Origin of the sequence: Streptomyces sp. NBC_00154 (genome assembly GCF_026342835.1) — a bacterium.
GTDB lineage: Bacteria > Actinomycetota > Actinomycetes > Streptomycetales > Streptomycetaceae > Streptomyces.
In genome coordinates this window covers 4,553,393-4,575,983 of sequence record NZ_JAPEMI010000001.1, presented here as the reverse complement: position 1 = coordinate 4,575,983, position 22,591 = coordinate 4,553,393, and the positions used below count along the sequence as shown (strand labels likewise).

Here is a 22,591-nt window from a genome sequence, read left to right as displayed (position 1 = left end):
CTGTTATCCGGGAGGCCACTGCATTCCGCGGCCGCCCAGGATGTGGGCGTGCGCGTGGAAGACGGTCTGCCCGGCACCGGCGCCGGTGTTGAAGACGACCCGGTAACCGGTGTCGGTGATCTTCTCGTCGGCGGCGACGTGCCCGGCCTCGCGCAGTATGTCGGCGGCGATCTGCGGTTCGGCGGCGGCGAGGGTGGCGGCGTCGCGGTGGTGGACGCGCGGGATGATGAGGATGTGGGTGGGGGCCTGGGGGTTGATGTCGCGGAAGGCGACGGTCGTCTCGGTCTCGCGGACGATGGTTGCCGGGACGTCTCCCGAGACGATCTTGCAGAACAGGCAGTCGGGCTGCGGTTCTCCCGCCATGGCCGGGCTCCTCGGTCGCGTGGTTGATCCGTACACGGGCATGCTATCGGGCGCGGCTGCCCCGTTCCCGAAGCCGGGGCTGAGCCCCGGCTTCGGGAACGGACGAGTAGGGGAACAAGCCCCCGCCCCCTACTCCGGCAGACCCGGTGCCGTCTTCGCCGGGCTCTCCGCGAGCCCCTCGAGCGCGATCCGGATCGCCGCATCCAGCTGCGGATCCCGCCCCGACGCATGGTCCTGCGGCGCCATCACGACCTCCACATCGGGATCCACCCCGTGGTTCTCCACGCCCCAGCCGTACCCCTCCAGCCAGAACGCGTACTTGGGCTGCGTGACCAGCGTGCCGTCGACCAGCCGGTACCGGCTGTCGATGCCCACCACGCCGCCCCACGTCCGCGTACCGACCACCGGCCCGATCCTGAGCGCCTTGATCGCCGCGTTCACGATGTCGCCGTCCGAGCCGGAGAACTCGTTCGCCACGGCCACCACCGGACCGCGCGGCGCGTCCCCGGGGTAGCTGTACGGCTGCATGCCGCGCGGCAGGTCCCAGCCGACGATGCGGCGGGCCAGCTTCTCCACGACCAGCTGCGACGTGTGGCCGCCCCGGTTCTCCCGCACGTCCACCACCAGCCCTTCACGGGCCACTTCGACCCGCAGGTCCCGGTGGAGCTGGGCCCAGCCGGAGCCGACCATGTCGGGGACGTGGAGGTAGCCGAGGCGCCCGCCGGACCGCTCGTGCACGTACGCCCGCCGGTCCGCCACCCACGCGTGGTACCGCAGCGCCTCCTCGTCCGCGGTCGGCACGACGACGACATGACGCAGGTTGCCGCCGTCCGCCGGCTCGACGGTCAGCTCGACCGGCTTGCCCGCCGAGCCGGTGAGCAGCGGTCCGGGCCCGGTCAGGGGGTCGATCTCCTGCCCGTCGACGGCAAGGATCGCGTCCCCGGCGCGGACCGCGACGCCGGGCGCGGCGAGCGGCGAGCGGGCTGCCGGGTCGGACGTCTCGGACGGCAGGATCCGGTCGATGCGCCAATAGCCGTCGTCCGTACGGGAGATGTCGGCCCCGAGCAGTCCCTGCCGGCTCGTGTCTTCGTGCCGGCCGCCCGGCGGCGTCACATACGCATGCGAGGTGCCGAGCTCCCCCTGCACCTCCCAGAGCAGGTCTACGAGGTCGTCATGGGTGGCGACGCGCGCCAGCACGGGCCGGTAGCGGTCGAGGACCCCGTCCCAGTCGACGCCGCCCATGTCGGGCCGCCAGAAGTTGTCGCGCATGATGCGGCCGGCCTCGTCGTACATCTGGCGCCATTCGGCGGCCGGTTCGACGGTCCGGCGGATCCGGGAGAGGTCGACGGTGTCGCTGCCGCCGTCGTGGTCGTCGTCGGAGCCCGCCGGGACACGGCTGTCGGCGGGTACGACGCGCAGCTTGCCCCGGGTGTGCAGGACCAGCCGCTTGCCGTCGCCGCTGACGGCGAACCGGCTGACGTCGGAGGCGAGTTCGTCGCTGTGCAGCTTCTCCAGGTCGTACCGCTCCAGGACGGTCTCCGGCCCCCGGGAGTCCGGCGTCGCCCCTGCCGTTCCGAGCACGCCCGTCACCGGGTGCCGCAGCCACAGCAGTCCGTCCTTCGCCGCGCGCAGCGAGGAGTAGCGGGCGGCCTCGACGGGCAGCGGCACGATCCGGTCGGCGAGCCCTTCGAGGTCGATCCGGGTGACGGGCAGCGCGGTGGGGTTGTCCTGGTCGCCCTCGCCGGAGCTCTTCTCCTTCTCGGTCGGGCGGCCGTGGCGCTGCGGCCCGAACGGGGAGGGTGTGGTGGCCGCGAGCGTCAGCAGGTGCGGGCGGCACGCGCCGACGAAGGCCAGGTCGAAGACGTGCGCGTCGTAGACCGGGTCGAAGGCCCGCTCGGAGAGGAAGGCGAGGTGCTTGCCGTCGACGGTGAACGCCGGGGCGTAGTCCCGGAAGCGGAGCGGCGTGGCCTCGGCGACCGACAGGTCGGCGAGGTGCGCGAGCTTGAGCTGGCTCAGCGGCTCGGGCCCGGGGTGGGACCAGGCGAGCCATGCGGAGTCCGGCGAGAAGACGAGCCCGGAGGCGTCGCCGTGTTCGCTGCGGTCGACCTCGTGGACCTCTCCCCTCTCCCGCTCGACGATCAGGATCCGGCCGTCGTGCGAGGCGACGGCGAACCGGCTGCCGTCGGGGGACGCCGCCAGGTCGAGCACCCTGCCGAGCCGGCCGGCGGCCAGCCGGCGCGGTGCGGTGCCAGGGGCGATCCCGGTGGCGGGTGCGCACTCGAGGGCATCGTCGCCCTCCGCGTCGGTGACCCAGACGACGTGCTGATCGCCGTCGGCCTGGAAGGTACGGGGCAGTCTGGCCCGTACCCCGGGTTCGACGGCCAGTGCGCGGGCCGGGCCCTCCCGGTGGGTGACCCAGTGGACGGCGCCGCGCGTCCCGACGGCGCTGCCGCGGCCGGTACGGTCCGGGGACGCCGAGTCGAGGTGGCTCCCGGCGTGCACGGGGTGCGGCTGGAGGTCGGCGCGCTGGCCGCCGAGGCGGATGTCGAGGCGGCGGGGTCCGGCGCCTTCGAGGTCGTCGAGCAGCCACAGCTCACCGGCCGAGGCGTAGCTGACGCGGGTGCCGTCGGTCGTCGCGTGGCGGGCGTAGAAGCCGTCGGCCTCGGTGTGCCGGCGCAGGTCGGAGCCGTCGGGGAGCGAGGAGTAGAGCGCGCCGACGCCTTCGTGGTCGGAGAGGAAGGCGAGACGGTCGCCGACCCACATCGGGCATTCGATGTTGCCGTCGAAGCCCTCGTGGATCCGTACGAACTCCGCGACGCCGTCCGGTCCCTGGCCTTCCCCGGGTGCTTGCGCGAGCCACAACTTGCCTGCCGTGCCGCCCCGGTAGCGCTTCCAGGTGGCGGCCTCGCGCCCCATGGTGGCGGAGAGCAGCAGGACCCGTCCGCCGGGTCCGTACGCGAGGGAGCCGACCGGTCCGTACGGCAGGGTCCGGGCGGGCCCGCCGTCGATCGGGACGGCGCGGGCCCAGCTGCGGCGCAGCGACACCTGTCCCTGGGTGCTGATGACGAGGACGTCACCTTCGGGGGTCCAGCCGCGTACGGACGTCCGGGCGTCGCCCCAGTAGGTCAGCCGCTTCGAGGGGCCGCCGTCGACGGGCGCGAGGTGCACCTCGGGGGCACCGTCCCGGGTGGATGTCCAGGCGACGTGGGTGCCGTCGGGCGATATCCGCGGCTGGCTGACGGGCCGGTTGTCGGCGCTGACCCGCCAGGCCCGGCCGCCGTCGAGCGGCGCCAGCCAGACATCGTCCTCAGCGGTGAAGGCGATCAATTCGCCCTGGACATGGGGGTACCGGAGATAGGCAGGCTGTGTCACATCGATCACCCTAGGCTGCGGTCGCGCTCCGGGGAACGGGGTTGGCCGGAGTCCGCCCACACCTGCGTGTCGGACGCGCTCACTTGCCCCCGGGATATTCGGTCACCGTGGCTGTCACGGTGACCGTCGGCCGGGCACCGCCGCCACCGCCGCCGCTTCCGCCGGCTCCACCTCCCGTCGGCGGTGTCGCACCGCCGGTCGAGGGTGCGGCGTCACAGTTGCCGAGCGCATCGGCCCGCAGGACGGTCCTGTCGCTGACCCTCCCCGTCAAGTCCCCCCGCACACAGACCCCGTTGACCTCCTTCGTGACCTTGCCGGCGAGCGTGATGTCCTTGCCGCCCACGGTCCGGCCGCGGCAGTCGACCTGCGCCACCTGCCGCACGGACGCGGAGGGTGAGGGAGAGGACCGCGTCGCACCGCCGCCCTCGACCTCGGCCGTGCAGTTCAGCCACCGCACATCGACCCCTTTGCGCTCCAGCGCCCCGGTGCCGGTCCGGTCCGTGGTCAGGGCGACGGACGCGGAGTTCAGCCCGTCGATCGGCTCACAGGCGACGGCCCCCGCAACCGCCGCACCGACGAGGCACAGTACGGCCGGAATGCGACGGGTCCGGCCGCGCCCCCATGGACTTGATGCCCTCAATGTCCCCATACGTGGAAGCGTCCCACTACTCCCCCACCGCGCGGTAGACCGCTTGCGGCCACACCGTACTTGCTGTATGGGGTGGTTACGCCCAGCGGCCGGTGCGCCCCAGCAGCAGGGCCGTCGCCGCGGTGCCGGCCGTGGAGGTGCGCAGCACGCTCCGGCCGAGCCGGCAGGTCCGGGCACCGGCCTCGGCGAAGGCTTCCAGTTCGTCCGGCGAGACACCGCCCTCGGGCCCCACGACCAGCATGATCTCGCCGCCGGCCGGGAGTCCGACGGTGGCCAGCGGCTCGCTGTCGTACGCCCGCTCCTCGTGCAGGACGGCCGCGAAGTCCGCTGTGGCCAGAAGTGCGGCCACCTGTTTGGTCGTCATCGCGTCCGTCACCTCCGGGAACAGCACCCGGCGCGACTGCTTGCCCGCCTCGCGAGCCGTGTTCCGCCATTTCGCCAGGGACTTGAGGCCACGATCACCCTTCCATTGGGTGATGCAGCGCGAGGCCTGCCACGGCACGATCGCGTCGACGCCGGTCTCCGTGAGGGTCTCGACGGCGACCTCGCCGCGGTCGCCCTTGGGGAGCGCCTGGACCACGGTGATACGGGGCGCGGGCCGGGGCTCCTCGTGGACCGTGCCGAGGCTCGTCAGGACGAGCCGGTCCTTGCCCTCGGCAGCCTCCACGACGCCTTCCACCCAACGGCCGTGCCCGTCCGTCAGGACGACGTCCTCACCGGCGTGCAGCCGTTTCACCGATACGGCGTGCCGCCCCTCGGGCCCGTCCAGGACGAACCGCGGGCCGCTGGGGACCTGCTCGACGACGAAGACCGGTGCGGTCACTGCGTGCTCCTTGTGCTCACTGCCGCGCGTGCGGCATCCAGTTCCTCGGCGAGCAGTTCGGTCAGCCGGCCGGCCGGCAGCTCGCGTGCCATCCGGTGGCCCTGGCCCGCCCACAGGGCCATGCCCTGGGCGTCCCCGGCCTTGGCGGCGGCCTTGCGCAGCCCACTGGTGACATGGTGCACCTGCGGGTAGGCGGCGGGGGCGTACGGCCCGTGCTCGCGCATGAAGCGGTTGACCAGGCCGCGGGCCGGGCGCCCGGAGAACGCCCGGGTCAGCGCCGTCCGTGCGAACAACGGGTTGGTGAGCGCCTGTTTGTGCAGCAGATGGGCACCGGACTCGGGGCAGGCCAGGAAAGCCGTGCCGAGCTGCGCCGCTTCCGCGCCCGCCGCGATCACCGCCGCGATCTGGGAGCCGCGCATGATGCCGCCCGCCGCGATGACCGGCACCTGAACGGTCTCGCGGACCTCGGCCACCAGGGAGAGCAGCCCGATGCCGATGCCGGTGCCGTCGGTCTCCGGGTCGTCGCGGTAGGTGGACCGGTGGCCGCCCGCCTCGATGCCCTGGACACAGACCGCGTCGGCGCCCGCCCACTGGGCGGTCTGCGCCTCCTCCGGCGTGGTGACCGTCACGACGGTGTACGTACCGACTCCGGCGAGCGCGTCGAAGGTGTCGCGGGTGGGGCAGCCGAACGTGAAGGAGACCGCCGGAACCGGGTCCTCCACAAGGATGGCGAGCTTGGCCTCGTATCCGTCGTCGCCGGACGAGTCCGGGTCACCGAGCGGAGTCTCGTACCAGGCGGCCTCACCGGCCAGTTGCTGCCGGTACACCTCGACGGCGCTCGGGTCCGCGAGGTTCGGCTGCGGCATGAAGAGGTTGACGCCGAACGGCTGCCCGGTCAGTCGGTGCAGCTGTTTGATCTCGTTGTACATGCCGTCCGCCGTCTTGTACCCGGCAGCGAGGAAGCCGAGCCCGCCCGCTTCGGCGACGGCCGCGACCAGCTGTGGACAGGACACACCGCCCGCCATCGGGGCCTGCACGATCGGATACCGGCAGAGATCGGTCAACGCGGATGACATGACCGCATCGTGCCACGTCGCCTGCACCGTGCCGAATCAGCCATGAGACGGCCCGAAAGATATCCGAAGCGGGATCCGGAAGGGGAGCCGAAGGGTGACCGGAAGGGGTACCGCCATATGCGCACCGCCCGCCGGTCCAGGACCGGCGGGCGGTGCGTTGCAGAGGGCGGTGACGCGACGGACGGCCCTCAGCGGCCGTTGAACGCGTCCTTGAGCCGGGAGAACAACCCCTGCTGCCCCGGCTGGAACTGACCGGTCGGCCGCTCCTCGCCGCGCAGCTTCGCCAGCTCACGCAGCAGCCGCTCCTGCTCCGGGTCCAGCTTCGACGGGGTCATCACCTCGACGTGCACGATCAGATCGCCGCGCCCGCCACCACGCAGGTGGGTGATGCCGCGGCCGTGCAGCGGGACCGACTGACCGGACTGGGTGCCCGGCCGGATGTCGACCTCCTCCAGGCCGTCGAGCGTCTCCAACGGCACCTTGGTGCCGAGCGCGCCCGCCGTCATGGGGATCGTGACAGTGCAGTGCAGATCGTCGCCGCGGCGCTGGAACACCGCGTGCGGCAGCTCGTGGATCTCGACATACAGGTCGCCGGCCGGGCCGCCGCCGGGGCCGACCTCGCCCTCGCCCGCGAGCTGGATGCGGGTGCCGTTGTCGACACCGGCGGGGATCTTCACGGTGAGCGTGCGCCGCGAACGGATGCGGCCGTCACCGGCGCACTCCGGGCACGGGGTCGGCACGATCGTACCGAAGCCCTGGCACTGCGGGCAGGGCCGCGAGGTCATGACCTGGCCGAGGAACGACCGGGTGACCTGCGAGACCTCACCACGGCCGCGGCACATGTCACAGGTCTGGGCGGAGGTGCCGGGGGCGGCGCCCTCGCCGCTGCAGGTCGTACAGACAACGGCCGTGTCGACCTGGATGTCCTTGGTGGTGCCGAACGCGGCCTCGCCGAGATCGATCTCCAGCCGGATCATCGCGTCCTGGCCGCGCCGGGTGCGCGAACGGGGTCCGCGCTGCGACGCCGTACCGAAGAACGCGTCCATGATGTCGGAGAAGTTGCCGAAGCCACCCTGTCCGAATCCGCCCGCGCCACCGCCGCCGGAGGCGGACAGCGGGTCGCCGCCGAGGTCGTAGACCTGCTTCTTCTGCGGGTCCGACAACACCTCGTAGGCGGCGTTGATCTCCTTGAACCGCTCCTGGGTCTTCGGATCGGGGTTGACATCCGGATGCAGCTCGCGTGCGAGCCGCCGGAAGGCCTTCTTGATCTCGTCCTGAGATGCGTCGCGGCGCACGCCGAGTACGGCGTAGTAGTCCGTGGCCACTTACGACTCCGCCAGGATCTGTCCGACGTAACGTGCCACTGCGCGTACCGCTCCCATCGTTCCGGGGTAGTCCATGCGGGTCGGTCCGACCACGCCGAGTTTGGCGACTGCCTCGTCGCCCGAACCGTAGCCGACCGCGACGACGGACGTGGAGTTGAGCCCCTCGTGGGCGTTCTCGTGCCCGATACGTACGGTCATGCCCGAGTCCTTGGCCTCGCCGAGCAGCTTCAGCAGCACGACCTGCTCCTCCAATGCCTCCAGCACCGGCCGGATCATCAGAGGGAAGTCGTGCCCGAAGCGGGTGAGGTTGGAGGTGCCGCCGATCATCAGCCGCTCCTCCGTCTCCTCGACGAGGGTTTCGAGCAGGATCGAGAGCACGGTGGACACGGTTCCCCGGTCCTCGCTCTCGAAGGATTCCGGCAGATCCTGCACCAGCTGCGGGACGTCCGAGAAACGGCGTCCCACGACCCGGCTGTTGAGCCGGGCCCGCAGATCGGCAAGAGAGGTCTCACCGAACGGCGCGGGGCAGTCGATCATGCGCTGCTCGACCCGGCCGGTGTCCGTGATCAGCACGAGCATCAGCCGGGCGGGCGCCAGCGACAGCAGCTCCACATGCCGCACCGTCGACCGGGTCAGCGAGGGGTACTGCACGACGGCAACCTGCCGCGTCAGCTGCGCGAGCAGCCGTACGGTGCGGCCCACGACGTCGTCGAGGTCGACCGCGCCGTCGAGGAAGTTCTGAATGGCCCTGCGCTCCGGCGACGACAGGGGCTTGACCCCCGCGAGCTTGTCGACGAAGAGCCGGTAGCCCTTGTCCGTCGGGATGCGTCCCGCGCTGGTGTGGGGCTGGGCGATGAAGCCCTCGTCCTCCAGCACTGCCATGTCGTTGCGGACCGTGGCCGGGGAGACCCCCAGCTTGTGCCGCTCGGTGAGCGCCTTGGAACCGACGGGCTCCTCGGTGCCGACATAGTCCTGGACGATGGCGCGCAGCACTTCGAGTCTGCGTTCGCTGAGCATGGCGCACACCTCCAGCTGTGTCACTCGGTGGATCCCGGTCGTTTCGGTCGTTCCTCTAAGAGCCCTGGCACTCGATGCGTACGAGTGCCAGTAATCCCCCGCCAGTGTACGGCGGTCGGGTAGGGCCCTAGCAAGGGCGACCGGCCACGCTACCCCGAGACTGCGCAGGTCGTTGCCGATAGCGTCGCCGCATGGACGCCTCTTGGGAAGAGTTCGGCTGGGAGCGACTCGGCAACGGTGTGGGCCGGCGGCGGCTTCCCGGGTGGGACGCGACGGTCGCACTGGTGGTCGGGGCGGACGGGGCGCTGCTCTTCGACACCGGATCGACACTGCGCGAAGGCGCGGAGGTCCGGGCCCAGGTCGAGGCACTGATCGGCCGGAGGGTGACGCATATCGCACTCAGCCACCCCCACTTCGACCATGTGCTCGGCACCGCGGCCTTCTCCGGGGCCGAGGTGTACGGGGCGGTCGGAGTGACGGATCTCCTGGCCCGCGGAGCGGACGAGCTGCGTGCCGACGCGGTGCGCCACGGGGTGCCCGAGGGGGACGCGGCGCAGGCGGCCGATGTGCTGGTGGCGCCGCACCACCAGGTGCACGACGAGTGGACCCTCGACCTGGGCGGTGGCCGCCAGGTGCTGCTGGCGAACGTGGGCCCCGGCCACAGCGGCCACGATCTCGCGGCCCTGGTGCCCGGCTCCCCCGCCGTCGTGCTCTGCGGCGACCTGGTCGAGGAGTCCGGCGAACCGCAGGCGGGCCCGGACGCGATCCCGTCGCGCTGGCCGGCCGCGCTGGACCGGCTGCTGGCGCTGGGCGGCGAGGATGCGGTGTACGTGCCGGGGCACGGTGCGCTCGTGGACGCCTCGTTCGTACGTGCGCAACGTGACCAACTGTCCACTGCGTTCGGCGTGTCGTGACCCGTTCCCGTCCTATCGTCGTCCGATGCGCAGCTACCACCCGGACCTGACCCCACCGTGGAAGAAGTCCGCCCCCGTCCCCGAGGTCCCCGCCGAGCCCGATCTGGTCGTGGAGGAGGTCTCCAGCGGCTTCTGCGGTGCGGTGATCCGCTGCGAGAAGACGGCCCAGGGCCCGACGGTGACCCTGGAGGACCGTTTCGGCAAGCACCGGGTGTTCCCGATGGAACCGCGCGGCTTCCTGCTGGAGGGCCGGGTCATCACCCTCGTACGCCCGTCGGCGCCCGGTCCCGTACGCCCCGCCCGCACGGCCTCCGGCTCGCTCGCGGTCCCCGGGGCGCGGGCGCGGGTGGCCCGGGCGGGCCGGATCTATGTCGAGGGCCGGCACGACGCGGAGCTGGTCGAACGGGTCTGGGGCGACGACCTGCGCATCGAGGGCGTGGTCGTCGAGTACCTGGAGGGCGTCGACGACCTCCCGGCCGTCGTCCGCGACTTCGCCCCCGGCCCGGACGCGCGACTGGGCGTCCTGGTGGACCACCTGGTCCCCGGCTCCAAGGAGTCGAGGATCGCGAGCGAGGTCACGGACGCGAACGTGCTGGTGGTGGGCCACCCCTACATCGACGTCTGGGAGGCGGTGAAACCGTCGTCGGTCGGCATTGCGAGCTGGCCGGTGGTGCCGCGCGGGCAGGACTGGAAGACGGGCGTGTGCCGGTCACTGGGCTGGCCGGAGAACACGGGGGCGGCGTGGCAGCACATCCTGTCCACGGTCCGCTCGTACCGGGACCTGGAACCGGCGCTGCTGGGCCGGGTGGAGGAGCTGATCGACTTCGTCACGGCGCCGAGGGAGTAGGCGGGGCTGGTTCTGCCCCCGTGACCGGGCTCCTTCAGCCCGTCCGGGGTTTGCGGACCGGGGTCCGGGAGCGGAGCCCCCCGTTTCCAGGCAGGGGCGCGTAGGGGATCAGGCCCGCCGCAGGCGCACCCGCCCCCGCTCACCCTTCAGTCCACCAGGTCCCTGACCACCGCATCCGCAAGCAGCCGACCCCGCAGAGTCAGCACGGCGCGCCCCTCCGCATAGGGCGCCGCCTCCAGCAACCCGTCCGCCACCGCGCGTCCCGCCGCGGCCAGCCCGGCCGGAGCCAGCAGCGACAGCGGACAGCCGTCGACCAGCCGCAGCTCCAGCAGGATCCGTTCGACGCGACGGTCCTCCTCGGAGAGCACCTCGCGTCCCGCGCCCGGGGACCGCCCTTCCGCCAGGGCCTGCGCGTACGCACCGGGATGCTTGACGTTCCACCACCGCACCCCGCCCACATGGCTGTGCGCGCCCGGGCCGGCCCCCCACCAGTCGGCGCCCCGCCAGTACAGCTCGTTGTGCAGGCACCGCCCTTCCGGCGTCCTGGCCCAGTTCGACACCTCGTACCAGGAGAAGCCCGCCGCGGCCATCGCCTCGTCGGCGATCAGATAGCGGTCGGCGTGGACGTCGTCGTCCGTCATCGGCACCTCGCCGCGCCGGATCCGCCGCGCCAGCTGCGTCCCCTCCTCGACGATCAGCGCGTAGGCGGACACGTGGTCCGGCCCCGCCCCGATCGCCGCGTCCAGCGAGGCCCGCCAGTCGTCGTCGGACTCCCCGGGGGTGCCGTAGATCAGGTCGAGGTTGACGTGCTCGAAGCCCGCGGCCCTCGCCTCCGCGACACAGGCCTCGGGCCGCCCGGGCGTATGCGTACGGTCGAGGATCTTCAGCACGTGCTGCTGCGCACTCTGCATCCCGAACGAGATCCGGTTGAAGCCGCCTTCCCGCAGCTCCGACAGATATGCCGGATCGACGGACTCAGGATTGGCCTCGGTCGTGATCTCCGCGTCGTCGGCGAGCCCGAACTCGTCCCGGATCGCCGCCAGCATCCGTACGAGATCGCCGGCGGCCAGCAACGTGGGCGTGCCGCCGCCGACGAACACCGTACGGACCGGCCGCGGGTCGTCGCCGAGCACCTTGCGGGCCTGCCGGACCTCGCCGATCAGGTGGGCGGCGTAGTTGTCACGGGAGGCCAGCGCACCGCCGGAGCCGCGCAGCTCGGTCGCGGTGTACGTGTTGAAGTCGCAGTAGCCGCAGCGGGTCGCGCAGTACGGCACATGCAGGTAGAAGCCGAGCGGGCGGTCGGCGGCGCCTTCCAGGGCATGGCGGGGCAGGGCCCCGTCGTCGGGCACGGGTTCACCATCGGGCAGTACGGAAGGCATACCGTCCATTGTCACTCGCCGCCGACCGTTCCCGGCCCACGCTCACTGGGCCTGCAGCACGACCAGCGCCAGATCGTCGTCCGGCGGCCGCTCGGCGAACTCGTGGACGGCCCGTTTGATCCGGTCCGCGATCCCTTCCGCGGTCAGCCCGGCGCAGCCGGCCAGTGCCCGGGCCAGACCGTCCCCGTCGTCGAACATCAGCGGCCCGGAGCGCCGCTCCGTCACGCCGTCCGTGACACAGAGCAGGCTGTCGCCCGGCGCCAGGTCGAAGCTCTGGCTCTCGTACGCGACGTCCTCGACGACCCCGAGCAGCACCTGCGGCTCGGCGGCGGGCCGCACGGTGCCGTCCGGGCGCAGCAGCAGCGGCAGCGGATGGCCCGCGCTGGCCAGCGTGCAGCGCACACCGCCGCCGGGCAGCGGCACCATCTCCCCGTACAGCAGGGAGAGGAACCGGGGCTGCCCGCCGTCCGCCAGCTGCTGACCGTCCTCCCGCAGACGCTGGCCGCCCTCCTGCAGGTGCTGCCCGCCCGCCGCAGCGACCATGAGGGCGGCGGCCTCGGCGGTCTCCATCGCGTCGTCGAGGAGCAGCCGGTTGAGCCGGTCCAGCACCTCGCCGACGCGGAAGCCCTCCCGGGCCAGCAGCCGCAGCCAGGGCCGGGCGAGACCGGTGACGACAGCGGCCTCGGGACCGCTGCCCTGCACATCGCCGAGGATGAAGCACCAGCGGTCGCCGGGACACGCGAAGATGTCGTAGAAGTCACCACCGACGACGCCGTCGTCGCTGGGCTCGTACACCAGCGAGCTGGTGACTCCGGGGATGTCGGCGACCTTGCTGGGCAGCAGTCCGCGTTGCAGGATGCGGCTGATGGTGGCCTGCCGGGTGTAGGCGCGGGCGGCGCCGACGGCGAGGCCGACACGGCGTACGAAGTCCTCGATCAGCGCGGTCACCCCGTCAGGGACGCGGGCGATGCCCTCCCGCCCCAGGAGCACGGCTCCGAGCGTGCGGCCGCCGGCGGTTATCCGATAGGCGAGCGCGGCCCCCGCACGGCCGCTGGAGCGCTCGTCGGCGCCCGGGCCGGTCCCGTCCTCGTCGGCCCCGGGCCACGGCATGGAGACCGGCCCGGTGCCCACCCGCTCCGGCAGCCGGATCGGGTCCTGTTCCAACACGGTGCGCAGCTGCCCGGTCTCGGCCTCGTCACGGTGCCAGACGCTCGCGAGCCGGGGGACGGCCGCGGGCCCGCCGTTCTCCGGCTCCAGCCAGATCGCGCACCAGTCGGCGAGTCTGGGCACCAGTAACTGCCCGGCGAGCGCCGCCACGATGTCCTCGTCGAGCTGACCGGCGAGCAGGTCGGAGGCCTCGGCGAGGAACGAGAGCGCACCGCGGCCCGCCCAGTCCGCGTCGTCGCGCAGAGCGCGCCGGGCAGTGGGGGCGAGCAGTTCGGCGGTGCGCAGCCCGCTCCGGAGTTCCGGCTCGGCGGCCGGCTCGGGCAACGCGGTCCAGTCGTCGACGGGCAGCCGGGCCCAGACGGTCTTCAGGCCGGTGCGATACGTGATGCCCCAGCGCTCGGCGAGTGCGGCGACGACCTGCAGCCCGCGCCCGCCCTCGGCCGGGTCGTCCGGGTCCGCCGCGGGCACCGGGCCGGGGCGTTCGCTGCGTACGGAACGGGCGGGGTGGTGGTCGGCGACCTCCAGAACCAGAGCTGCGGCCTCGTCCTCGGCCGCCTCCTCCAGCCGGAAGAGCAGGTCGACGGTGGTCCCGGCGTGCACGACGGCGTTGGTGACGAGCTCATCGGCGACGGTCACCGCGTCGTCGGCCAGCCGGTCGCTGAAGCCCACGGCCGCGGGCAGCCCGAGCCCGGTCCACTCGGCGAGGGCGGCCCGGACGAACCGGCGCGCGGCGGCCGGCGCGAGGAGATTCCCCGGCAGGCTCGTCCGGGCCACCGGCTGCGCGTCCTCCCGCCCGGCGTGGGTACCGGGACGCTGAACGGTGTCCCGCTGCAAGGGAATGGGCCCCATGGCGCCGCTCCTGACCTGTTCTCGCACGGCCTGTTTCGCGCCGTGTGCCGCTGACGACACGGACAGAGTGACAGACCGATCCTTCCCAGAAGCACCGAGTTACCGAAGTGGGAGGAGAAGACGCAGGAACCACGATCAGGAACGGGACCAGGAACAGCGGTGCGGACGGGGCAGTCCGCCCCGCCCGCACCATGGGCCGTGCCTACGCCTCGCGGGCGCCCACGTACATCTCGTCGATGAGGCCCTTGTATTCGCGCTCGACGACCGGCCGCTTGAGCTTGAGGCTCGGCGTCAGCTCGCCGTGCTCGACATCGAGGTCGCGCGGCAGCAGCCGGAACTGCTTGATGGTCTGCCAGCGCTGCAACCCCCCGTTGAGCCGCTTCACATAGCCGTCGATGAGCTCCACGGCCTTCGGGGACGCCACCACTTCGGCGTACGGCCTGCCCTCCAGGCCGTTCTCGGCGGCCCAGCCGAGGATGGTCGGCTCGTCGAGGGCGATCAGGGCGGTGCAGTAGTTACGGTCCGCGCCGTGCACCAGGATGTTGGAGACGAACGGGCACACCGCCTTGAACTGTCCCTCGACCTCCGCCGGAGCGACGTACTTGCCGCCCGACGTCTTGATCAGGTCCTTCTTGCGGTCGGTGATCCGCAGGTAGCCGTCCACGGACAGCTCGCCGATGTCACCGCTGTGCAGCCAGCCGTCGGCCTCCAGCACCTCGGTGGTCTTCTCCGGCTGCCGGTGGTAGCCCTGCATGATGCCGGGGCCGCGCAGCATGATCTCGCCGTCGTCGGCGATCCGTACCTCGGTGCCGGGGAGCGGCTTGCCGACCGTGCCGGTGCGGTAGGCCTCGCCCGGGTTGACGAAGGAGGCGGCGCTGGACTCGGTGAGTCCGTAGCCCTCCAGGATGTGGATGCCGGCACCTGCGAAGAAGTAGCCGATGTCGGGGGCGAGCGCCGCGGAGCCGGAGACACAGGCGCGCAGCCGGCCGCCGAAGGCCTCACGGATCTTGGCGAACACCAGGGCGTCGGCGACCTTGTGCTTGGCGCCGAGGCCGAACGGGACCGAGGCCGTGCCGGTGCGCCGGAAGTTGTCCTGGGACACCTTCGCGTACTCGCGGGCGACCCCGGCCGCCCACTGGAAGATCTTGTACTTGGCGCCGCCACCGGCCCGCGCCTTGGACGCGACCCCGTTGTAGACCTTCTCGAAGATGCGGGGCACTGCGGCCATGTACGTCGGCTGGACCACCGGCAGATTCTCGATGATCTTGTCGATCCGGCCGTCGACGGCGGTGACATGGCCGACCTCGATCTGGCCCGAGGTGAGGACCTTGCCGAAGACGTGCGCGAGCGGCAGCCAGAGGTACTGGACGTCGTCCTTGGTGATCAGGCCGGTCGCCACGGTGGCCTTGGCCATGTACGACCAGTTGTCGTGCGGCAGCCGTACGCCCTTGGGGCGGCCGGTGGTGCCCGAGGTGTAGATCAGGGTGGCCAGCTGTTCGGCGGTGATCGCGTCGACCCGCTCCTTCACCGCTCCCGGGTTCTTCGCCAGGAGTTCGGCGCCGCGGGCCTCCAGATCGGCCAGCGAGAGCACCCAGCCCTCGGGGTCGGCCGCGTCGGGCTCGACGCCGTCCGGGTCGATGACGACGACGTGGGTGAGGTTCGGCAGGTCGGCGCGGCGCTCGCGGGCCTTGGCCAGCTGGGCGGCGTCCTCGGCGATCAGCACCCGGCTCTCGGAGTCGGCGAGGATGAACGACGATTCCTCGGCGTTGGTCGACGGGTAGATCGTGGTGGTCGCGGCGCCGGCGCACATCACGCCGAGGTCGGCCAGGATCCACTCGACGCGGGTGGCGGAGGAGAGCGCGACCCGCTCCTCCGGCTCCACCCCCAGACCGATGAGCCCTGCGGCGATCGCGTACACGCGCTCCGCGGCCTGTGCCCAGCTCAGCGACTTCCATTCGTCGGCGCCCTGTCCGGTGGCCGAGGGGACCGGGTAGCGGTAGGCCTCCCCGTCCGGAGTGGCCGCAACGCGGTCGATGAAGAGAGTCGCCACGGAGGGCGGTCGGTTATCGATCAGGGTCTGTGTGTCGCTCACGACATCCTCCGGGCCTGCGGCAGTGCTTCACGACCGGTTGTTTGGTTGCTGCGTGCTGCTGCTTGTTCCTGCTTACGTGCGTCCGTCTGCGTGCTGATCCTGCGTACGTGATTCCGCTTGTTTAACTCGCGAGTAACTACGAGCCGTGATCAGGGTAGAGCGCGCACGTCCGCCGCGTAAGAGGCAATCGGACGCCGCTTCATAACAAACGGACCCCCACGCCGCAGGGCGCTGCGACGCAAGGGTCCGTTGGGGCTACCACCGAGTAGGGGCAGCTTGGCTCAAGCCGGGACAGAAGCGGAAATCCGCCGGGAACTACTTCTTGCCCTTGCTCTCCCCGCCCGACTCGTCGGTGGACAGCACGGCGATGAAGGCCTCCTGCGGCACCTCCACATTGCCGACCATCTTCATCCGCTTCTTGCCTTCCTTCTGCTTCTCCAGCAGCTTCCGCTTGCGGGAGATGTCACCGCCGTAGCACTTGGCGAGAACGTCCTTGCGGATGGCGCGGACGGTCTCACGGGCGATGACCCGGGAGCCGATGGCCGCCTGGATCGGCACCTCGAAGTTCTGCCGCGGGATGAGCTCACGCAGCTTGGCTACGAGCCGCACGCCGTACGCGTAGGCCTTGTCCTTGTGCGTGACCGCGGAGAACGCGTCGACCTTGTCGCCGTGCAGCAGGATGTCGACCTTGACGAGCTGGGCGGACTGCTCGCCGGTGGGCTCGTAGTCGAGCGAGGCGTAGCCGCGGGTCTTGGACTTCAGCTGGTCGAAGAAGTCGAAGACGATCTCGGCGAGGGGCAGGGTGTAGCGGATCTCGACCCGGTCCTCGGAGAGGTAGTCCATGCCGAGCAGGGTGCCGCGCCGGTTCTGGCAGAGCTCCATGATCGCGCCGATGAACTCGCTGGGGGCGAGGACAGTGGCACGTACGACCGGCTCGTGCACCTTGTCGATCTTGCCCTCGGGGAACTCGCTCGGGTTGGTGACGATGTGCTCGCTGCCGTCCTCCATCTCGACGCGGTAGACCACGTTGGGGGCGGTGGCGATGAGCTCCAGACCGAACTCGCGCTCCAGCCGCTCGCGGATCACGTCGAGGTGCAGCAGCCCGAGGAAGCCGACACGGAAGCCGAAGCCGAGGGCCGCGGAGGTCTCGGGCTCGTACACCAGGGCGGCGTCGTTGAGCTGGAGCTTGTCGAGGGCCTCGCGCAGGTCCGGGTAGTCGGAGCCGTCCAGCGGATACAGACCCGAGAACACCATCGGCTTGGGGTCCTTGTAACCGCCCAGCGCCTCGGTCGCGCCCTTGCTGAGGGAGGTGATCGTGTCACCGACCTTGGACTGCCGGACGTCCTTCACCCCGGTGATGATGTAGCCCACTTCGCCCACACCGATGCCGTCGGCCGGGGTCATCTCCGGGGAGGAGACACCGATCTCCAGCAGTTCGTGGGTGGCGCCGGTGGACATCATCTTGATGCGCTCGCGCTTGTTGAGCTGACCGTCGACGACACGGACGTACGTGACGACGCCGCGGTACGAGTCATAGACCGAGTCGAAGATCATCGCGCGGGCCGGGGCATCGGCCTTGCCGATCGGCGCCGGGACATCCCTGACCACGCGGTTCAGCAGTGCGTCCACGCCGACGCCGGTCTTCGCCGAGACCTTGAGGACGTCCTCGGGCTGGCAGCCGATGAGGTTGGCCAGCTCCTCGGAGAACTTCTCGGGCTGCGCGGCCGGCAGGTCGATCTTGTTGAGCACCGGAACGATGGTGAGGTCGTTCTCCATCGCCAGGTACAGGTTGGCCAGCGTCTGGGCCTCGATGCCCTGCGCGGCGTCGACCAGCAGGACCGTGCCCTCGCAGGCGGCGAGCGAGCGGGAGACCTCGTACGTGAAGTCCACGTGGCCCGGGGTGTCGATCATGTTGAGGACGTGGGTGCTGCCCTCGCCCTCGCCCGTGGTGGGCGCCCACGGCAGACGGACCGCCTGGGACTTGATGGTGATGCCGCGCTCGCGCTCGATGTCCATCCGGTCGAGGTACTGAGCGCGCATCTGCCGCTGGTCGACCACGCCCGTCAGCTGGAGCATCCGGTCGGCAAGGGTCGACTTGCCGTGGTCGATGTGAGCGATGATGCAGAAGTTGCGGATCAGCGCCGGGTCGGTACGGCTCGGCTCGGGCACGTTGGTAGGAGTCGCGGGCACGCAGGGTCCTGATTCTTGAGACGCCGAACGCCGTGTCTCGGGTCGATGTCGGGTCGGTCGGATCTATACGTAGCTTCCATCGTCCCACGGCTGCGGGGCAGAGACCGGTTTGGGCCGGTCGGAGCGCGGCTGGTACCGTTGACAGCTGTGCCTCGTGGCTCCTACGGGCGGCGGGGCGCACATCGAAGATCCAACGAACCTGAAAAGGCTCTTTCGTGGCGAACATCAAGTCCCAGATCAAGCGGAACAAGACGAACGAGAAGGCGCGCCTGCGCAACAAGGCCGTCAAGTCCTCGCTCAAGACCGCGATCCGCAAGGCCCGTGAGGCTGCCGCAGCGGGCGACGTCGAGAAGGCCACCACGGCCGTTCGCGACGCTTCGCGCGCGCTCGACAAGGCTGTCTCGAAGGGCGTCATCCACAAGAACGCCGCCGCCAACAAGAAGTCGGCGCTGGCCTCCAAGGTTGCCGCCCTCCAGGGCTGAGCTTTCTGATGTAACCGCCGGAACGGACCAGCGGGCCCTCTCTCCCGCCCCTGCCCGGCCCCCGCGCCGCACACCGAACCTGCGTTCGCCACGCGGGTGCGGCGCACCAAGCTAAAACCGAGGCCCCGGCCCGCCACCCTCCCCAGGGCGGCGAACCGGGGCCTTCGGCATACCCGCTCAAGCCCAGCCGGTCACGACCGGCACCCACCTCGCCGTGCCACGGTCACCGGCCGCTCCGCGCCGCCCGCGCAACAGCAACGACGGCCTTCTCCAGGGCGTACTCGGGGTCGTCCCCACCGCCCTTCACCCCCGCATCCGCATCCGCGACGGCCCGCAGCGCCACCGCCACCCCGTCCGGCGTCCACCCCCGCATCTGCTGCCGCACCCGGTCGATCTTCCACGGCGGCATCCCCAGCTCACGCGCAAGATCCGCAGGACGCCCCCCGCGTGCCGAGGACAGCTTGCCGATGGCTCGTACGCCCTGCGCGAGCGCACTGGTGATCAGTACGGGCGCCACCCCGGTCGACAGCGACCAGCGCAACGCCTCCAGCGCCTCCGCCGCCCGTCCCTCCACCGCCCGGTCGGCAACGGTGAAGCTGGACGCCTCCGCACGGCCGGTGTAGTAGCGCCCGACCACCGCCTCGTCGATCGTGCCCTCGACATCCGCGACCAGCTGCGACACCGCACTCGCCAGCTCGCGCAGATCGCTGCCGATGGAGTCGACGAGCGCCTGGCAGGCCTCGGGGCTCGCGGAACGCCCCAGCGCCCGGAACTCCGACCGTACGAACGAGAGCCGCTCGGCGGGCTTGGTCGTCTTCGGACAGGCAACCTCCCGCGCACCCGCCTTGCGCGCCGCGTCCAGCAGCGCCTTGCCCTTGGCGCCGCCCGCATGGAGCAGCACGAGCGTGATCTCCTCGACCGGCGCGCCGAGGTACGCCTTGACGTCCTTCACCGTGTCGGCGGAGAGATCCTGCGCATTGCGCACGATCACCACCTTGCGCTCGGCGAAGAGCGAAGGGCTCGTCAGCTCGGCAAGAGTGCCCGGCTGGACCTGGTCGGAGGTGAGGTCGCGGACGTCCGTGTCGGCGTCGGACGCACGGGCCGCCGCCACCACCTGCTGCACCGCACGGTCGAGGAGGAGGTCCTCCTGGCCCACGGCGAGCGTGAGGGGGGCGAGCGGGTCGTCGGTGGAATTCCTTCTGGTGGCCATCGCCGTCCAGCATCCCACGCCCCACTGACAGCCCGCCTCGGACCGCCTGTCCCCCGCATACGTCGCCGTACCGGAGAATGGGCAGGTGAGCGATGTGAGACATGTGCTGGTGCTGCCCGACCGCGACACGGCGGAGGAGGTGGCCGGAGAGCTCGCCGACCGTTTCGGTGTCGCCGAGGAGCCCCAGCTCGTACGCGACGCGCTGGCCGGCGAGGACGACGCCGAGGACGCCCAGTGGCTGGTGGTCGTCGAGGACCCGGCCGGCCGGCTGGACTCCGCGACGCTCGACGCGTTCGCCGCGGAGTACGAGGGATGGCTGGAAGCGCCCTGACGGCGCCCGGCCGCAGGCCACCCCGGAGTCAGCTCTTGGGGACGATCTGGATGTCCATGTCGATGGCGATGCTGGGACCGACGACGGCGATACCGCGGGCCAGCATCGTCTGCCAGGTCAGCGTGAAGTCCTCACGGTGCAGCTCCGTGGTGGCCCGGCACGCCGCCCGGGTCTCGCCCTCAAGACCGTTGCCCAGGCCGAGGTACTGGGTGTCCAGCGTCACCGTACGGCTGACGCCGTGCAGGGTCAGCGCGCCGCTGACGCCCCAGCGGCTGCCGCCCCGGTGAACGAATCGGTCGCTGTAGAACTCGAGCGTCGGGTAGCGCCCGACGTCGAGGAAGTCGCTGGAGCGCAGGTGGTCGTCGCGCATCTGCACGTTCGTGTCGATCGACGCGGCATCGATGATGACGTGCATGGCGGAGTCCTCCATGCGGTCGGCGATCCGTACCGCACCGGCGAACGTGTTGAACCGGCCGTGGATACGGGCCAGCCCGATGTGACGGGCGGTGAACCCGATCTGCGAGTGGTTCGGCTCGATCTCCCAGTCACCGGGGGCGGGCAACTGCGGGGGCGCGGAGACCTGAAGCATCACGTCGCCGAGGCCCGCGTGGCCACTCTCGCCGACGGTGGCCGAACCATGGAACGGCGTGAAGCCCTCCGCCGTGACGGCCAGCCGGTATTCGCCCGCCGGGACGGTGGCGAGGACGTTCCCGTACGGGTCCGTCTCGCCGCCGACGACCTTGCGGCCCGCGCTGTCCGTGACCACGAACTCGGCCTGCTGAACAGCCACGTTGACCGGATCGAGCACACGGCAGCTCAGCACCCCCGCAGTACGCGGCACCGCGAGTCCGGCGAGCGGGCTGCTGCCCGCCGCGTGCGTCGCCTTCTTGCTTCCCAGCCAACGGCCGAACATCTTCAGTACCCCCGGGGGAGATTCACCATGGGGCCTGACGGCTGGACGTCGTTGTCGGAGCAGCGGCCCGCCGACGAGCATGCATTCGATCACCCTTGAGGTGTTCGAGGCAAACGGAGGGTCTGGACAGGTCTTGGGTAGAGGTGTTACCGAAGGTCCGAATTGAACGTTCCGCTTGTGTGCGTCAACCGTTCGGTCCTTGAATGCCCGCCGTGCGAACTGTGGGCAGCCGGTCGAGCCGCAGCCCGAAGTGCTCACGGTAGGCGGCGAGCACCTCGGCGTCGGTGGCCAGCGGAACTTCATGTCGCTCGCCAACCACCGTCGTGATGAGGGTGCGCCCGCTGAGGGTGACCCTGCCCACGCCGGTGAGCCGGGAGCAGACCAGGGACTTGGTGAAGTTCGAATCGGGCGAGGTGCGGTGGTACCAGGCGCCGGCCCGGAAGTCCGCGAGAGTCCGCGGCCGCAGATCGAGGCGGTACTGGGGCACACCGTCACGCAGCACATCGAGATCCCCGGCACCGTCCGTGGCGTCGGGCGTCTCCCGGATCCGGTACGTACCCCGCGGGTCCTCCTGGTCCGTACGGTCGTCGAGCACGAGCGGAAAGTGGGCGTGGTCGCCGAAGCCGACATCGGCGAGCCAGGGTCCGGTGCCGTCGTCGGTCTCGACGCGCAGCGCGAGATGGTCGTACGGAATCCCGAGTCGTCCGCCGTCCCCGTAGACGCGGCCCTGGAGCAGGGTGACGCCGAAGCCGAGGGCCCGCAGCAGGGCCGCGAAGGCGCCGCCCAGTTCGTAGCAGAAGCCGCCACGCCGGGCGCCCACCACCTTGTCGAGGAGCGCCTTCTCCTCCAGCACGATGTCTTCGCCGAGATGGATCGACAGATTCTCGAAGGGCACGGTCGTGAGGTGCCGCACCTGCAGATCGCGCAGGGCAGCCGCGTCGGGGTGCGCGGGACGGACGGCGCCGATGCGGTCCAGATAGGCGTCGACGGTCTGCGGCGATTGCGGGTCCATGGCCACAGTCTGTCCCGGTGCGCCGCCCCCCGCCATGATCCGGTGGTCCTAGGACCGCCGACCGAGGTGCCCGATCGCGCGCACTCGCTAGCGTACGGAGCATGACGAATGCGGAGCCGGCGCGCAGCCGGGAACAGCGCAAGCAGGATGTGCTCAACCGCTTGGAGAAGGACAACGACGCCTGGGTGGCGACGGCTTCGGCGGATGGTGTGCCGACACTGGTGCCGCTGTCGTTCGTGTGGGACCGGGGGACGCTCCTGATGGCCACTCGGCGCACCAATCCGACCGCGCACAATGTGACTCCGACCGGACAGGCCAGGATCAGCCTGGGCCACACCCGCGATGTGGTGCTCATCGACGCGACCGCCGAGGTCGTGGAGGGCGCGGAACTCTCCGCGGAATCGGGCGACGCCTTCGCGACGAAACTCGACTGGGACCTGCGTGGCCGCACGCCCTGGGTGTACCTCCGCTTCACGCCGTACGCGGTCAGGGCCTGGCGGGAGGAGAACGAACTGACCGGGCGCGAGCTGATGGCCGACGGCACGTGGCTGATCTGAGGCGGCTGCGATCGGCCGGGCAG

The 22,591-nt window shown here is 71.1% G+C and carries 19 protein-coding genes; 5 read left to right on the top strand and 14 right to left on the bottom strand.

Annotation, left to right across the window (positions count from 1 at the left end; genetic code table 11):
- Positions 1 to 3: 3 nt before the first annotated feature.
- From OHA03_RS20470 to hrcA, 7 genes are all read right to left on the bottom strand, one after another.
- The gene (locus tag OHA03_RS20470) at positions 4 to 363 is read right to left on the bottom strand and encodes a histidine triad nucleotide-binding protein (RefSeq protein ID WP_267005256.1); all 360 of its coding nucleotides are present in this window, start codon (positions 361 to 363) and stop codon (positions 4 to 6) included.
- A gap of 129 nt (positions 364 to 492) precedes the next feature.
- Positions 493 to 3,735, bottom strand: coding sequence for a S41 family peptidase (locus tag OHA03_RS20465; RefSeq protein WP_267005255.1), 3,243 nt, complete (start codon positions 3,733 to 3,735; stop codon positions 493 to 495).
- Between the two features lie 79 nt (positions 3,736 to 3,814).
- On the bottom strand, positions 3,815 to 4,384 hold the full coding sequence (locus OHA03_RS20460; protein WP_267005254.1) for a hypothetical protein: 570 nt from the start codon (positions 4,382 to 4,384) through the stop codon (positions 3,815 to 3,817).
- A 76-nt stretch (positions 4,385 to 4,460) separates the two neighbouring features.
- The gene (locus OHA03_RS20455; RefSeq protein ID WP_267005253.1) at positions 4,461 to 5,207 is read right to left on the bottom strand and encodes a 16S rRNA (uracil(1498)-N(3))-methyltransferase; all 747 of its coding nucleotides are present in this window, start codon (positions 5,205 to 5,207) and stop codon (positions 4,461 to 4,463) included.
- A complete protein-coding gene (locus tag OHA03_RS20450; protein WP_267005252.1) occupies positions 5,204 to 6,283 on the bottom strand; it encodes a nitronate monooxygenase in 1,080 nt (359 codons plus the stop codon). The genes OHA03_RS20455 and OHA03_RS20450 overlap by 4 nt, the downstream gene beginning before the upstream one ends.
- Positions 6,284 to 6,471: 188 nt before the next feature.
- Positions 6,472 to 7,608, bottom strand: coding sequence for a molecular chaperone DnaJ (gene dnaJ, locus OHA03_RS20445; protein WP_267005251.1), 1,137 nt, complete (start codon positions 7,606 to 7,608; stop codon positions 6,472 to 6,474).
- Positions 7,609 to 8,625: a heat-inducible transcriptional repressor HrcA gene (hrcA, locus tag OHA03_RS20440; protein ID WP_267008107.1), complete on the bottom strand. Its 1,017-nt coding sequence runs from the start codon at positions 8,623 to 8,625 to the stop codon at positions 7,609 to 7,611.
- Between the two features lie 191 nt (positions 8,626 to 8,816).
- Here hrcA and OHA03_RS20435 point away from each other — a divergent pair, with 191 nt between their 5' ends.
- Together OHA03_RS20435 and OHA03_RS20430 are read left to right on the top strand one after the other, a co-directional pair.
- Complete coding sequence (locus OHA03_RS20435; RefSeq protein WP_267005250.1) at positions 8,817 to 9,539, top strand: MBL fold metallo-hydrolase; 723 nt, start codon at positions 8,817 to 8,819, stop codon at positions 9,537 to 9,539.
- A 25-nt stretch (positions 9,540 to 9,564) separates the two neighbouring features.
- Complete coding sequence (locus tag OHA03_RS20430) at positions 9,565 to 10,386, top strand: DUF3097 domain-containing protein (protein ID WP_267005249.1); 822 nt, start codon at positions 9,565 to 9,567, stop codon at positions 10,384 to 10,386.
- A gap of 146 nt (positions 10,387 to 10,532) precedes the next feature.
- Here the strand turns inward: OHA03_RS20430 and hemW are convergent, their stop codons facing one another.
- The 4 genes from hemW to lepA all read right to left on the bottom strand — a co-directional run bounded on the left by hemW (position 10,533) and on the right by lepA (position 18,063).
- Complete coding sequence (gene hemW / locus OHA03_RS20425; protein WP_267005248.1) at positions 10,533 to 11,774, bottom strand: radical SAM family heme chaperone HemW; 1,242 nt, start codon at positions 11,772 to 11,774, stop codon at positions 10,533 to 10,535.
- Positions 11,775 to 11,807: 33 nt separating this feature from the next.
- Positions 11,808 to 13,781 (bottom strand): ATP-binding SpoIIE family protein phosphatase, encoded by a 1,974-nt coding sequence (locus OHA03_RS20420; protein ID WP_267005247.1) that lies wholly within the window; start codon positions 13,779 to 13,781, stop codon positions 11,808 to 11,810.
- 202 nt (positions 13,782 to 13,983) lie between these two features.
- A complete protein-coding gene (locus tag OHA03_RS20415) occupies positions 13,984 to 15,873 on the bottom strand; it encodes a long-chain fatty acid--CoA ligase (protein WP_267005246.1) in 1,890 nt (629 codons plus the stop codon).
- A 315-nt stretch (positions 15,874 to 16,188) separates the two neighbouring features.
- Entirely contained in the window at positions 16,189 to 18,063 is a 1,875-nt protein-coding gene (gene lepA, locus OHA03_RS20410; RefSeq protein WP_267005245.1) for a translation elongation factor 4, read from the bottom strand.
- A 215-nt stretch (positions 18,064 to 18,278) separates the two neighbouring features.
- Between lepA and rpsT the strand changes: the two genes are divergently transcribed.
- Positions 18,279 to 18,545, top strand: a complete 267-nt coding sequence (gene rpsT / locus OHA03_RS20405) for a 30S ribosomal protein S20 (RefSeq protein ID WP_030921110.1) — start codon at positions 18,279 to 18,281, stop codon at positions 18,543 to 18,545.
- 223 nt (positions 18,546 to 18,768) lie between these two features.
- On the opposite strand, the gene holA is transcribed toward rpsT, so the two are convergent.
- Entirely contained in the window at positions 18,769 to 19,755 is a 987-nt protein-coding gene (gene holA, locus OHA03_RS20400) for a DNA polymerase III subunit delta (protein WP_267005244.1), read from the bottom strand.
- Positions 19,756 to 19,840: 85 nt separating this feature from the next.
- Here holA and OHA03_RS20395 point away from each other — a divergent pair, with 85 nt between their 5' ends.
- Positions 19,841 to 20,086 carry a hypothetical protein gene (locus tag OHA03_RS20395; RefSeq protein WP_267005243.1) on the top strand — a complete coding sequence of 82 codons (246 nt, stop codon included), beginning with the start codon at positions 19,841 to 19,843 and terminating at the stop codon, positions 20,084 to 20,086.
- Between the two features lie 28 nt (positions 20,087 to 20,114).
- Here OHA03_RS20395 and OHA03_RS20390 read toward each other — a convergent pair whose 3' ends face one another.
- Together OHA03_RS20390 and OHA03_RS20385 are read right to left on the bottom strand one after the other, a co-directional pair.
- The gene (locus tag OHA03_RS20390) at positions 20,115 to 20,999 is read right to left on the bottom strand and encodes a YceI family protein (protein ID WP_267005242.1); all 885 of its coding nucleotides are present in this window, start codon (positions 20,997 to 20,999) and stop codon (positions 20,115 to 20,117) included.
- 184 nt (positions 21,000 to 21,183) lie between these two features.
- Positions 21,184 to 22,011, bottom strand: a complete 828-nt coding sequence (locus OHA03_RS20385) for an arylamine N-acetyltransferase (RefSeq protein WP_267005241.1) — start codon at positions 22,009 to 22,011, stop codon at positions 21,184 to 21,186.
- A 101-nt stretch (positions 22,012 to 22,112) separates the two neighbouring features.
- On the opposite strand from OHA03_RS20385, the gene OHA03_RS20380 reads away from it, so the two are divergent.
- The gene (locus OHA03_RS20380; RefSeq protein WP_267005240.1) at positions 22,113 to 22,568 is read left to right on the top strand and encodes a pyridoxamine 5'-phosphate oxidase family protein; all 456 of its coding nucleotides are present in this window, start codon (positions 22,113 to 22,115) and stop codon (positions 22,566 to 22,568) included.
- Positions 22,569 to 22,591 lie beyond the last annotated feature (23 nt).

Coding starts and splice junctions, on each gene's coding strand:
- OHA03_RS20470 (WP_267005256.1), bottom strand. CDS start 363: ATGGCGGGAGAACCGCAGCCCGACTGCCTGTTCTGCAAGATCGTCTCG.
- OHA03_RS20460 (WP_267005254.1), bottom strand. CDS start 4,384: ATGGGGACATTGAGGGCATCAAGTCCATGGGGGCGCGGCCGGACCCGT.
- OHA03_RS20450 (WP_267005252.1), bottom strand. CDS start 6,283: ATGTCATCCGCGTTGACCGATCTCTGCCGGTATCCGATCGTGCAGGCC.
- hrcA (WP_267008107.1), bottom strand. CDS start 8,625: ATGCTCAGCGAACGCAGACTCGAAGTGCTGCGCGCCATCGTCCAGGAC.
- OHA03_RS20435 (WP_267005250.1), top strand. CDS start 8,817: ATGGACGCCTCTTGGGAAGAGTTCGGCTGGGAGCGACTCGGCAACGGT.
- OHA03_RS20430 (WP_267005249.1), top strand. CDS start 9,565: ATGCGCAGCTACCACCCGGACCTGACCCCACCGTGGAAGAAGTCCGCC.
- hemW (WP_267005248.1), bottom strand. CDS start 11,774: ATGGACGGTATGCCTTCCGTACTGCCCGATGGTGAACCCGTGCCCGAC.
- OHA03_RS20420 (WP_267005247.1), bottom strand. CDS start 13,781: ATGGGGCCCATTCCCTTGCAGCGGGACACCGTTCAGCGTCCCGGTACC.
- holA (WP_267005244.1), bottom strand. CDS start 19,755: ATGGCCACCAGAAGGAATTCCACCGACGACCCGCTCGCCCCCCTCACG.
- OHA03_RS20390 (WP_267005242.1), bottom strand. CDS start 20,999: ATGTTCGGCCGTTGGCTGGGAAGCAAGAAGGCGACGCACGCGGCGGGC.
- OHA03_RS20385 (WP_267005241.1), bottom strand. CDS start 22,011: ATGGACCCGCAATCGCCGCAGACCGTCGACGCCTATCTGGACCGCATC.
- OHA03_RS20380 (WP_267005240.1), top strand. CDS start 22,113: ATGACGAATGCGGAGCCGGCGCGCAGCCGGGAACAGCGCAAGCAGGAT.